The organism is Paraburkholderia gardini (assembly GCF_907164575.1).
Taxonomy (GTDB): Bacteria; Pseudomonadota; Gammaproteobacteria; order Burkholderiales; family Burkholderiaceae; genus Paraburkholderia; species Paraburkholderia gardini.
Window position 1 is genome coordinate 26594 of record NZ_CAJQYY010000018.1, and the last position, 11821, is coordinate 38414.

Annotated in this window: 10 protein-coding genes; 4 read left to right on the forward strand and 6 right to left on the reverse strand. The window is 62.4% G+C overall.

The window, feature by feature from the left end; genetic code table 11:
* Positions 1-76 precede the first annotated feature (76 nt).
* Positions 77-1342, forward strand: coding sequence for an NYN domain-containing protein (locus tag LPA34_RS15950; RefSeq protein ID WP_228979782.1), 1266 nt, complete (start codon positions 77-79; stop codon positions 1340-1342).
* 80 nt (positions 1343-1422) lie between these two features.
* On the opposite strand, the gene LPA34_RS15955 is transcribed toward LPA34_RS15950, so the two are convergent.
* Positions 1423-2130, reverse strand: coding sequence for a DUF2242 domain-containing protein (locus LPA34_RS15955; RefSeq protein WP_228980009.1), 708 nt, complete (start codon positions 2128-2130; stop codon positions 1423-1425).
* Between the two features lie 166 nt (positions 2131-2296).
* Here LPA34_RS15955 and LPA34_RS15960 point away from each other — a divergent pair, with 166 nt between their 5' ends.
* Positions 2297-3808, forward strand: coding sequence for a DUF1254 domain-containing protein (locus LPA34_RS15960; protein WP_228979784.1), 1512 nt, complete (start codon positions 2297-2299; stop codon positions 3806-3808).
* Positions 3809-3980: 172 nt separating this feature from the next.
* Here LPA34_RS15960 and LPA34_RS15965 read toward each other — a convergent pair whose 3' ends face one another.
* Entirely contained in the window at positions 3981-4208 is a 228-nt protein-coding gene (locus tag LPA34_RS15965; protein ID WP_228979785.1) for a DUF2964 family protein, read from the reverse strand.
* A gap of 450 nt (positions 4209-4658) precedes the next feature.
* On the opposite strand from LPA34_RS15965, the gene LPA34_RS15970 reads away from it, so the two are divergent.
* On the forward strand, positions 4659-5906 hold the full coding sequence (locus LPA34_RS15970) for an MFS transporter (protein WP_228979788.1): 1248 nt from the start codon (positions 4659-4661) through the stop codon (positions 5904-5906).
* 103 nt (positions 5907-6009) lie between these two features.
* Here the strand turns inward: LPA34_RS15970 and glmS are convergent, their stop codons facing one another.
* Complete coding sequence (gene glmS, locus LPA34_RS15975) at positions 6010-7827, reverse strand: glutamine--fructose-6-phosphate transaminase (isomerizing) (protein WP_228979792.1); 1818 nt, start codon at positions 7825-7827, stop codon at positions 6010-6012.
* A gap of 58 nt (positions 7828-7885) precedes the next feature.
* The gene (gene glmU, locus LPA34_RS15980; protein ID WP_228979795.1) at positions 7886-9247 is read right to left on the reverse strand and encodes a bifunctional UDP-N-acetylglucosamine diphosphorylase/glucosamine-1-phosphate N-acetyltransferase GlmU; all 1362 of its coding nucleotides are present in this window, start codon (positions 9245-9247) and stop codon (positions 7886-7888) included.
* Between the two features lie 323 nt (positions 9248-9570).
* On the opposite strand from glmU, the gene ttcA reads away from it, so the two are divergent.
* Positions 9571-10515: a tRNA 2-thiocytidine(32) synthetase TtcA gene (gene ttcA, locus LPA34_RS15985; protein WP_228979797.1), complete on the forward strand. Its 945-nt coding sequence runs from the start codon at positions 9571-9573 to the stop codon at positions 10513-10515.
* Here the strand turns inward: ttcA and LPA34_RS15990 are convergent.
* On the reverse strand, positions 10512-10907 hold the full coding sequence (locus LPA34_RS15990; RefSeq protein ID WP_228979799.1) for a dihydroneopterin aldolase: 396 nt from the start codon (positions 10905-10907) through the stop codon (positions 10512-10514). The genes ttcA and LPA34_RS15990 overlap by 4 nt on opposite strands.
* 81 nt (positions 10908-10988) lie before the next feature.
* Positions 10989-11813: an SDR family oxidoreductase gene (locus LPA34_RS15995; RefSeq protein ID WP_228979801.1), complete on the reverse strand. Its 825-nt coding sequence runs from the start codon at positions 11811-11813 to the stop codon at positions 10989-10991.
* Positions 11814-11821 lie beyond the last annotated feature (8 nt).

An 11821-nucleotide genomic window follows, 5' to 3' on the forward strand; every position in this document is an offset into this window, starting at 1 on the left:
GCCCGGCGTCCGCTCAAAAGACCGTTATGCTGCGGGTTATTCCTGCACCCGACAGAACCTACGGGAGAACACACACATGACATCATCCAGTGACACGCCCAGCATGGCGCTCTTCTGCGACTTCGAGAACGTCGCGCTTGGCGTGCGCGACGCGAAATTCGAAAAGTTCGACATCAAGCTCGTGCTCGAACGCCTGCTGCTGAAGGGCAGCATCGTCGTCAAGAAGGCGTATTGCGACTGGGAACGCTACAAGGGCTTCAAAGCCGCAATGCACGAAGCGAACTTCGAACTGATCGAGATTCCGCACGTGCGCCAGTCGGGCAAGAACTCCGCCGATATCCGGCTCGTCGTCGATGCGCTCGATCTCTGCTACACGAAATCGCACGTCAATACGTTCGTCATCATCAGCGGCGACTCGGATTTTTCACCGCTGGTTTCCAAGCTGCGCGAGAACGCGAAGCAGGTGATCGGCGTCGGCGTGAAGCAGTCGACCTCCGACCTGCTGATCGCCAATTGCGACGAATTCATTTTCTACGACGACCTCGCCCGCGAAAGCCTGCGCGCCGCCGCAAAGCGCGTGAAAGAGCCGCAGCCTGCCCCGAAGCGCTCGCCCGATGAAGAGAAGCGTCGCCGTGACGATCTCGAATCGCGTCGCAGCGAAGCCATCGAAATCGCCGTGCAGACGTTCGATGCGCTCGTGACCGAGCGGGGCGACAGCGGCAAGGTATGGGCGTCGGCGTTAAAGGATGCGATCAAGCGCCGCAAACCGGACTTCAGCGAGTCTTACTACGGGTTTCGTGCGTTCGGCAATCTGCTCGAGGAAGCGCAGATGCGTGGTCTGTTCGAAGTCGGCCGCGACGAAAAATCGGGCACGTTCGTGTTTCGCGGCAATGGCGGTGCGGTGCGCAGCGAGCCGGCGGCGCCGCGTGAAAGCAGATCGAAACGGGGTGCGCGCAGAAAAGGCGCGCAGGAACCCGCCGCGGCTGCGATTGCCGAACTGGAATTGCCCGTCGCGCAGGATCTGTTCACCGCATCGGAAGTGCATGACGTGCCCGCCGTGACGGAATACGCGACGCAAGACGCAACGCCGGCGGAACCCGCCGCCGCACGTCGCAAAGGACGCGGAAGCCGCAAGACGTCTTCGAGGAAAGCCGAAGCAGCCGATGCCGCGGAAGCGCCAGCTTCTACCGCCACCGCAACGGATCAGCCCTCGCAGGCAACGGAAGCGCAACCGGCACAAACCGCACAACCGGAAGAGCTCGCGCCGAAAGCAGGGAAGACCGCTCGCAAGACTGCACCGCGGGCACATCGTCCGCGCAAGGCTGCCGCGGCGACCGAATAGAGGGGAAGGGGAAATATTCCCGGTTGAAACACGCGCCGGTGGGTCCGGTGCGTCCTGAAGCCTGACACCGCTTTAGCGCATCACGGTGTCAGCGACTGCAAAAGCGGTGCGAGGGCATCGCTCGCCGGCGTGGGCGCGACTGCCGGTCCGGCTGTCTGCGCCACTGCCTGCGCTGCTGCCTGGGCGGCGACGTCGACCGCGGGGTCCGGCGGAATCTCACGGGTGACAACCGCATCCGGCACCACCGGTGACGTACGCACGACCGTATGCAGATAATGCTCGACGAGCGCGAAGAAGCGGTCGTAGAACTTGCCCGACGGGATCGTCTCACTCGAAATTTTCACCATCGCGTCGCTGTTCGAGCGGATCGGCAGCGACAGTGAACCGAGGATGCTCAAACCCACACTCGCCGACGTATCGCTCTTCTTCAGCGCAAAGCCATTCTGCACGGCGTTCACATACGCGATGCTGGTGTCGCTCGCCTCCTCACCCGGCGTGCACACGACGTGAAACTCCACGACTACGTGCGAATCGCCGCTCGGCTGGAAATTCTTGGTGCCGTCGACCGTATCGCCGCGCGTCATGGTCGTCATGTAACCCTGGCTGAGCAGCGCGCGACGCGCCGCTTCACAGGTGTCCGTGCTGCTCGCGTTGAAGTTGCGCGCGTACGGGCTCACACCCGTATCGAACAGTTCCTGCTGGAATTTCGGCTGCGACGATGTCGAGCAGCCTGCGAGCGCGAGGAGCGCAAGCACGGTGACGGTGGTTCTGACAAAGACTTCATGCATGATCGAAAAAAACCGGAGCGACGCGACGTCGAATGGCATGCATTGTAGAGCGCCTTTTTGGGACACGCACCCGGAACAGGCGAGTAATAATAGTGCCAGCAACATGTACCCTTACCACCCCGATCTTTCGGGAATTCATTCGCGTGGAGGTTTCGTGAGCAAGAAGATGACAATCAAACAAAGTGTTGCCTGGTGCCTCGTCACATTGTGCGCATCGGCGTTCGTGCCGGCAGACGCCGCTTCGACCGCGTTGAAGATGACTACGCCGATTCCGCCCGAAATCACGACACCCAATACCGTCGACACGCGCATCGGCCAGCTCAAGTACTTCGACGGCATCCCGACGCCCGAAACAGCACAGAAGGTCTATGACAACCTCGACTTCATGCGTGGCGTCGAAGTGTTCCTGAACGGCATTCCGGGTGCATCGCTGGTTGCGATCCGGACTGGTCTGCGCGAAGCGGGTGCCACGGGCAGCAAGATCGGCATCTTCGAATCGCTGATGGATTCGAAGTCGCTGTTCCTGACGGCGAATACTGAAACCGTCTACTTCTGGAACTGGATGGATCTGAAGAACGGACCGGTGGTTGTCGAAACGCCGCCGAACATCCTCGGTGTCGTCGACGACTTCTGGTTCCGCTATGTCACCGACCTCGGCAACGCAGGCCCGGACAAGGGCAAAGGCGGCAAGTACCTGTTCGTGCCGCCGGGCTATACCGGCGCGCTGCCGAAGAGCGGCTACATCATCGTGAAGTCGCCGACGTTCGGCAACCTGCTGTTCGGCCGCGCGTTCATGAAGAACGGCGACCCGAAACCCGGTGTGGCAAGCCTCAAGGCGCATCTGCGTGTCTATCCGCTGTCGCAGGCAGGCTCACCGCCTGCGACGACGTTCGTCGACATGTCCGGCAAGGTCATGAATACGGTGCATGCCAATACGATCAAGTTCTACGAGGAGATGAACGAGATCGTCCAGGAAGAACCTGCCGGCGTCTACGGCCCTGACATGACCGGCCTCTTCGCATCGATCGGCATTGTGAAAGGCAAGCCGTTCGCGCCCGATGCACGCATGACGAAGATCCTGACCGATGCCGTCGCGGTCGGCAACGCAAGCGCACGCACGATCGACTTCGCCAACCGCGACAAGGCCGTCCTGATCTATCCGGATCGCCACTGGAACACGCCGTTCGTCGGCGGCAGCTACCAATGGCTGAACGACGGCGCACGCAACTTCGACGCGCGAACGATGTTCTTCTACGCCGCGACCGTCGATACGCCCGCGATGGCGATCGCAATGCCGGGCATCGGCTCGCAGTACGCCGCGGAGAATTACGACGCGGCGGGCAAACCATTCGACGGCGCGAAAGACTACACGCTGCACGTTCCGCCCAACGTGCCGGTGAAGGACTTCTGGTCGGTCGTGCTGTACGACCCGCAGACCCGCTCGATGCTGCAGACCGACCAGCAGTTCCCGAGTCTCTCCAGCGAAAAGGGTCTTGTGAAAAACGCGGACGGCTCGGTCGATCTGTATTTCGGACCGAAAGCGCCGGCGGGCAAGGAAAGCAACTGGATTCAAACCATTCCGGGCAAGAGCTGGTTCACGATTTTCCGGCTGTATGGCCCGCTTGCGCCGTGGTTCGACAAGAGCTGGAAACTCGAGGATATCCAGCAGGCGTCGTGATGACGCTGCTTCAGACGGCCCGCTGACGCGGCCGTCGCGATCATCCGCCGCGTGCGGAGCGTGAATGGCCGTCGCCAGCGACGGCCATTACGCGCAAGGCCCCGTTCAGGCGGTACGCCCTGCCGCGCGGCAGGGGTAGCACGGCGCGCCGCGCCGTGGCACGAGGATCGCGCTATTCGGAACCCGAAAGCATCGCGATATAAAGAATCGTCGAAACGACGATGATCGCGACACCGACCGCGACTTTCACGTTGTTGAATTCGAGCAGGCCATTCACGGAGACCGCAATGCCTGCGACGGCGGTCAGGGTGCCGATCGCCGCAAGCAGCACGCGAAGCTTCGTCCAGATAAGCTTGCGACGCTCCGGACCTGCACCTTCTCTCCAGCGGCTGAGTTTCATGATTGGCCCTTGCCCGAACCCGGGCTGCAACGAAAACGATGGTTGACGTTGATTGCGTGTCCGCAAACACGTGCAGCGGCATCTCACCCCATTATAAAGTCGCGCGCCGGTTTGTCAGCATGACTGACTGCCCGGAAACGGGTTCGGGCGGCTTACGTCAAGGCACCTGAACGCGATCGACCGCTTTTATGTCGATGACTGGAGCCCGCCGACAACGCGCGGATGCGGTCTTGTCATCTGTTTCAAGACTAGTCGCGGTTGCCAATAACCTTGCCCGCAGGTGCGATTATTTTGAGGCGTCTGCGAGCGTTTAAATACGATGCTATGGTTTGCTCCGCAAATAGGGGCTATTTCCACGCGCCTCCTGCTTCAGATTAGATATTTCGGACGCGATTAGTCAGCGTGACCGATCCAGTTCAAATCACTATTTAGTAACCTGCAAACAAAACCATGTTATTGGAAAAAAATCTGCCGGCTGGCAGTGCTTCGCCGGAGAGCGGCGATGCATCATCGCTGCGCGCCTGGCTTGCCGTCATCGCCGTGGCCATCGGCGCGTTTGCGTTCGTGACAACCGAGTTCCTGCCGGTGGGACTGTTGCCACGCGTTGCAAAAGAGCTGGGTGTCTCGCCTGGAACGGCCGGCCTGATGGTGACCGTCCCCGGCATCATCGCCGCCATTTCCGCGCCGGGGCTGATGCTCGTGGCTGGAACCATGGACCGTCGGCGTGTGTTCCTGCTGCTGACGACCTTGCTGCTCGCGTCGAACCTGATCTCCGCGTTCGCGCCCAGTTTCCTGATCATGCTGCTGGGGCGTGCGTTGCTGGGGGCGTCGCTCGGCGGCTTCTGGACGCTGGCGACAGCAGCCTCCGGACGCCTCGTCGCGCCGCGCGATTCCGCGCGTGCGATGGCGACGATCCTGACCGGCGTGACGTGCGCAACCGTGATCGGCGTGCCGCTCGGCACATTTATCGCGAGCTTCGCGTCATGGCGGGCTTCGTTCATGGCGACGGGCGTACTCGTCGCGATTGCGCTGGTTGCGCAGTTCTTCCTGGTGCCTTCCCTGCCCTCGACGACCGCATTGCGCATGAAAGACCTGGTCGGCCTGATGCGCCGGCCGCATCCGCGCCGCAGCATGTTGATGGTGGCGCTCGTGTTCGGCGCGCACTTTTCGTCCTACACGTACATCACGCCGTTCCTGCTGCGTAACGCGAATCTCTCGATGGCGACCATCACGTGGCTGCTGCTCGGCTTCGGGATGATCGGGTTTTTCTCGAACTTCGCGATTTCATCGACGATCGTGCGCGGTCTGAAGACATCGGTAGCCGCGATGATTTCGCTCCTGATGTTTGCGCTGCTGTCGCTACCTTTGCTGCAACACTCGTCATATGGCGTCGCCGCCGTCGTGATGGCGTGGGGCATTGCGTTCGGTGCGCTACCGCTCTGTTTCAGCGTCTGGATTCAGCGCGCGACGCCAGATGCACCGGAAGCGGGCTCTGCGTTGTTCGTCGGCATCATTCAGGTGGCGATCGCGTCCGGTTCGCTGGTTGGCGGTTTGATCGTCGATCACATCGGTATTCGAGCTGACTTCCTTTTCGGCAGCGGGCTGGCGCTGCTCGGGCTGGCCGCGCTGGCCAGTTTCGGTGCGCGAGAAGAAACGCGCGAAACGGAGGCGGTCGCGTGTCAGGTGAATCCGGATTAGCAGGAAGCGGGAGAAACGCTTTGCAGGGATACGATTGCCTGCAAAGCGGAATGGCGGATGACGATGTCGGGCGAAGCGGGGCGTATCAGCACACCCCGCCCGATCACTCAACCGTCACGGATTTAGCAAGGTTACGCGGCTTGTCGACATCCGTGCCCCGCGAGCACGCCGTGTGATACGCGAGCAACTGCAGCGGCACGACGTGCAGGATCGGCGACAGCAGCCCATAGTGCTCCGGCATCCGGATCACATGCAGGCCCTCTTCGCTGACGATGCGCGTGTCCGAGTCGGCGAAGACATACAGCTCGCCGCCGCGCGCACGCACTTCCTGCATGTTCGACTTCAGCTTCTCAAGCAGCGTATCGTTCGGCGCGACCGTCACGACGGGCATTGCTTCGGTCACCAGCGCGAGCGGCCCGTGCTTGAGCTCCCCCGCCGGATACGCTTCCGCGTGGATGTACGAAATTTCCTTGAGCTTCAGCGCGCCTTCCAGTGCGATCGGGTAATGCAGGCCACGCCCGAGGAACAGCGCGTTTTCCTTGCGCGAGAAATCTTCCGACCACGCGATGATCTGCGGCTCCAGCGCCAGCACACTGTTGAGTGCTGCCGGCAGATGGCGCAACTGGCGCACGTATTGCGCTTCAAGCGAGGCATCGACATGCCCGCGCAGCTTGCCGAGCGTCGCGGCCAGCACGAACAGCGCGACGAGCTGCGTCGTGAACGCCTTGGTCGACGCCACGCCAATCTCGCGCCCCGCATGCGTCAAAAACGACAGTTCGGTCAGGCGCACCATCGCGCTCGTGCCGACGTTGCATATCGAGAGCGTGTGCTTGTGCCCAAGCGACTGCGCGTGCTTGAGCGCGGCGAGCGTATCGGCCGTCTCGCCTGACTGCGAGATCACCACCACCAGCGACTTCGGATTCGGCACCGAATCGCGATAGCGGTATTCGCTCGCGATCTCGACCTGCGTCGGAATCTTCGCGATCGATTCGAGCCAGTATTTCGCCGTCAGCCCCGAGTAATAGCTCGTGCCGCACGCGAGGATCAGCAGGTTGTCGATCTCGCCGAATGCCGTGGCCGCTGCGTCGCCAAAGAGCGATGCATCGAACGAATCGGCCTGCGGAATCGTGTCGCCGATCGCGCGCGGCTGCTCGAAAATTTCCTTCTGCATGAAGTGACGATAGGGCCCGAGCTCGACCGCACCGCCATACGCCGCGACGGTACGCACTTCGCGCTCCACGTCGTTGCCGTCGCGATCGGCAACGCGCACGCGCTCCAGCGTCAGCTCACAGACGTCGCCTTCTTCGAGGAAGATGAAATGCTCGGTGCTGCCCGCCAGCGCGAGCGCGTCTGAAGCAAGGAAGTTTTCGCCTTCGCCAAGACCGACGACAAGCGGCGAGCCCTGACGTGCACCGACCACCGTGTCCGGCTGGTCCTTGTGTTCCACCGCGATCGCATACGCGCCGTGCAGTTGCTGCACGGCCTCGCGCACGGCCGCGAACAGGTCGCCGCGATAGAGGCTGTGGATCAGATGCGCGATCACTTCGGTGTCGGTCTGCGAGACGAACTCGTAGCCCTTGCCGCGCAGCATGTCCCGCAGCGACTCATAGTTCTCGATGATCCCGTTGTGTACGAGCGCCAGCGCATTGCGCGAGAAAATCGGATGCGCGTTGTTCGTGACGGGCGCGCCGTGCGTCGCCCAGCGCGTGTGCGCGATACCCGTGAAGCCTTCGAGATGCGTCTCGCGCACCTGCTCGTCGAGATCGGCGACGCGCGCCACGCTGCGCGCGCGATGCGGCTCGCCGCCCGCGAGCACGGCAACGCCGCAGGAATCGTAGCCGCGATATTCGAGGCGCCGCAGTCCTTCGATCAGAACCGGGACGATGTTACGTTGCGCAACCGCGCCGACAATGCCGCACATAAATATCAGTTCCTTTGCAGGGGTTGGGTGCCGCGATGGGTAAAAACGCGGCGCGCCGTCAGCTTTTCTTCTTGACCGGACGAACGTAGCCGGTCTTGCCGACCTGCGTCTTCTCGTTCAGCACGAGGAGATTCTCCTCGACGTCTTTCCATACCGTCGTGCCCGCCGCGATCGTGACGCCGCGTCCGACGCGCACCGGCGCGACGAGCTGCGTGTCGGAGCCGACGAACACGTCGTCTTCGATGATCGTGCGGGACTTGTTCGCACCGTCGTAATTGCACGTGATCGTGCCCGCGCCGATATTCACGCGCGCGCCGATATCGGCGTCGCCGATATACGTGAGGTGATTCGCTTTCGAGCCGTGACCGAGCACCGCGTTCTTCACTTCGACAAAGTTGCCGACGTGTGATTCGTCCTTCAGCGTCGCGCCCGGGCGCAGCCGCGCGTACGGTCCGAGCATGACGTTCGCGCCGACGTCCGCACCTTCGATATGCGTGAATGCGTCGACGCGCGTGCCCGCGCCAATCGTCGCGTTACGGATCACGCAGTTCGCCGCGACCGTCACGTTATCGCCCAGCGTGACGGTGCCTTCGAACACGCAGTTCACGTCGATCGAAACGTCGCGGCCGCATTCCAGCGTGCCGCGCACATCGATACGCGCCGGATCGGCCAGCGTGACGCCCGCCACGAGCAGCGCTTCGGCCACGTTGCCCTGATGAATGCGTTCGAGCTGTGCAAGTTGCTGCTTGCTGTTGACGCCGAGCGTTTCCCACTCTTCGTCCGGCTGCGCGGTCACCACGTCGAGACCGCTTTCGATCGCGAGTTCGACCACGTCGGTGAGGTAGTACTCGCCCTGCGCGTTGTCGTTCTTCAGCGATGCAAGCCAGCGCGTGAGTTGCTGCGTCGGCGTGACGATGATGCCGGTGTTGATTTCCGCGATTTCCAACTGCCCGGGTGTCGCGTCTTTCTGTTCGACGATGCGCAGCACCCTGCCGTTCGCATCGCGCACGATGCGGCCGTAGCCGGTGGGATCGTCGAGCGTCACGGTGAGCACGCCGTAGCCGCCCTGACCCGCGCGGTCAGTCAGGCGCTTTAGCGTGCTCGCGCGCGTGAGCGGCACATCGCCGTATAGCACAAGCGTGGGCACGGAAGGATCGAGCAGCGGCAGCGCCTGCTGCACGGCATGCCCCGTGCCGAGCTGCTGCTCCTGCACCGCGAACTGCACGTCGGGCGCCGCGACGGCGCTGCGCACGGCCTCCGCGCCATGACCGATCACGACGACGAGGCGGGTCGGGTCAAGCGTGCGGGCAGTATCGATGACGTGGGACAGAAGCGGCCGGCCGGCCAGTGGATGCAGTACCTTGGGCAGCGCGGAACGCATGCGCTTACCGGTGCCTGCCGCCAAAATGACTATATTCATGGCGCCGACGAGGGATCGAGTTGGAAGCCGTCAATGTTAGCACGCGCATCCCGCTATCGAAGACGCCCCCTGCCCGGCGCGGCCACCGCCGTTGCGCAAAACCCACCGATGCGACGCACCGGGTGATTTCCCTGGCCGGCCAGGTGAATACCGGCTGGCTTTCCGCCATTCACGCATTTCCTTCGGCCGGCATGGCGCACGCACGCCAAGTGCTTGATTTGTATTTGGATGTATCATCTGGGGCTCTGCCCGGTACCGCTTTTCGACGCCTTTTCCCTGCGTCCACGCACCACCGGCAATCTTCACTCTGTTGCGTGCCTGCCATGAAAGCCTCAAACAATTTTTTCCGCCTCGAAACCCGGTTGCAGTCGCAGGTCGGCAAGGCGATCGCCGACTTCAACATGATCGAGGACGGCGACAAAATCCTGACGTGCATGAGCGGCGGCAAAGACTCGTACACGATGCTCTCCGTTCTGCTCGCGCTGCAAAAGCGCGCGCCGATCGACTTCGAGATCATCGCGATGAATCTCGACCAGAAGCATCCCGGCTTTCCCGAGGAAATCCTGCCGCGGTATTTCGAGTCGATCGGCGTGAAATACCGGATCGTCGAAGCGGACACGCATTCGATCGTCAAGGAGAAGGTGCCCGAAGGCAAGACCACCTGCTCGCTGTGCTCGCGTCTGCGTCGCGGCGTGATTTACCGCACGGCGAAAGAGCTGGGCGCCAACAAGATCGCGCTTGGGCACCATCGCGACGACATCGTCGAGACGTTTTTCCTGAACCTGTTCTTTGGTGGAAAGATGAAGGCGATGCCGCCGAAGCTCGCCACCGACGACGGCGCGCACATCGTGATCCGGCCGCTCGCGTACTGCAAGGAATCGGATATCGCGACGTACGCGCGTGCGATGGAATACCCGATCATTCCGTGCGACCTGTGCGGTTCGCAGGAAAATCTTCAGCGCAAGAAAGTGAAGGACATGCTGACGCAATGGGAACGCGACACGCCAGGCCGCGTCGACAACGTGTTCCGCGCGCTGTCCGATGTCGTGCCGTCGCATCTCGCCGACACCAGCCTGTTCGATTTCCGCGCGCTCGCATCGGGTCTCGCGAAGATCGACGAAGCCTCGCTCTTCGGCGATACGTCCTACACGCAGACGGCGCTCGTGTTCTCGCATTCAAGCGAGAACCGCATCGAGTTCGTGCGTCCCGCGGCGCGCGCCGCTGTCCCTGACGTTAGCGCAGCGGCTGGCAATGCAGCCGGCGCTTAATCTTCCCTGATCCGAAAGACTTCGACGCCGACGGCATCGCAGTCCGGATACACATCCGGCTTTTCTGTCGAAATGCGTGCCGCGCGCACCTGCGGATGCGCGAGCATGGTCTTGACGAGATCATCGCAGAGCGTTTCCTGCAGATGAATGTGGCCCTGTTCGACGCGACGTGCGATGGTCGAGCGCATGAAGTCATAGTCGACGACTTCGCTCAATCTGTCCGCTACGGGCGTGGACAGTGCGAGCGGCACGTATAACTCCACGTTGATCACGACGCGCTGCTCGCCGCGCTTCTCGAAGTCATGCACGCCGATGTTGATATGCACTTCGTAATTGCGCAGAAAGAGCCGGCGACAGTCGGCGAGACGGGGATGCGAGAGAGCGTCGAGCATGATCGTTCCAGTGTCGATAGAAGCGTGCGGACACGCAAGGAGCGCTTCGTACGGCGAAGGTCTGAAAGCCTTCGCGTGCGTTCAGGCGCCCGTCAAAAACATTACGTCGCGCGGCAGCGGCACGAGATGCTGGCCGCCGTCGACGACCAGCGTCGAACCCGTCACACCCTGCGCATCCGCGAGATACAGCGCAGCCGCGACCAGATCCTCCGGACGCGAAGCCCGGCCAAGCGGTGTGACCGCATGCGACTCGGCGAAACCCTGCGGCGTTTGATCGGCGGATTGCAGCGTAAGCCCTGGCGCGAGCCCGACCACGCGCAGCTTCGGCGCGAGCGCCTGCGCGAGCGCGACGGTTGCTGTCTGCAGCGCCGCCTTCAGCACCGTATATGAAAGATAGTCCGGATTCATGTTGTACAGCTTCTGGTCCAGCACGTTGATGACGCAGCCGCGCAGCGATTCGTCGCTGCACGCGGCTTGCGGCGTCGCTTCATGCAACATGCGCGCCAGCACGAGCGGCGCCGCCAGGTTGATCGCCGTGAGGTGCAGCAACCGTTCATAGCCGACGTCGTTCGCCGCGTCTTCAACAAAGAGCGACGCGTTGTTGATCACACACGCGGGACGCCCGAGCGTGGCAATGCAATCCGGTACCAGCTTCAGGACCTGTGCTTCGTCGGCGAAATCCGCGTGGAGCGCGACCGCACGACGGCCGAGCGCGACGATCTCCTCGACCACTTCATCCGCTTCCTCGCGGGACGCGCCGTAATGCACGGCCACGTCCCAGCCTTTCGACGCGAAGCCGATGGCGAGCGCGCGGCCGATCCGACGGGCGGCGCCGGTGATCAGGACGACGCGCGCGGGGATGCCGTGGGCGCTGCCGACGTGTGAAGTGCTGGAAGAGTCGGTCATTTACAATA

Coding starts and splice junctions, on each gene's coding strand:
- LPA34_RS15990 (WP_228979799.1), bottom strand. CDS start 10,907: ATGCTCGACGCTCTCTCGCATCCCCGTCTCGCCGACTGTCGCCGGCTC.
- LPA34_RS15960 (WP_228979784.1), top strand. CDS start 2,297: ATGACAATCAAACAAAGTGTTGCCTGGTGCCTCGTCACATTGTGCGCA.
- LPA34_RS15970 (WP_228979788.1), top strand. CDS start 4,659: ATGTTATTGGAAAAAAATCTGCCGGCTGGCAGTGCTTCGCCGGAGAGC.
- glmS (WP_228979792.1), bottom strand. CDS start 7,827: ATGTGCGGCATTGTCGGCGCGGTTGCGCAACGTAACATCGTCCCGGTT.
- glmU (WP_228979795.1), bottom strand. CDS start 9,247: ATGAATATAGTCATTTTGGCGGCAGGCACCGGTAAGCGCATGCGTTCC.
- LPA34_RS15965 (WP_228979785.1), bottom strand. CDS start 4,208: ATGAAACTCAGCCGCTGGAGAGAAGGTGCAGGTCCGGAGCGTCGCAAG.
- LPA34_RS15950 (WP_228979782.1), top strand. CDS start 77: ATGACATCATCCAGTGACACGCCCAGCATGGCGCTCTTCTGCGACTTC.
- LPA34_RS15955 (WP_228980009.1), bottom strand. CDS start 2,130: ATGCATGAAGTCTTTGTCAGAACCACCGTCACCGTGCTTGCGCTCCTC.
- LPA34_RS15995 (WP_228979801.1), bottom strand. CDS start 11,813: ATGACCGACTCTTCCAGCACTTCACACGTCGGCAGCGCCCACGGCATC.
- ttcA (WP_228979797.1), top strand. CDS start 9,571: ATGAAAGCCTCAAACAATTTTTTCCGCCTCGAAACCCGGTTGCAGTCG.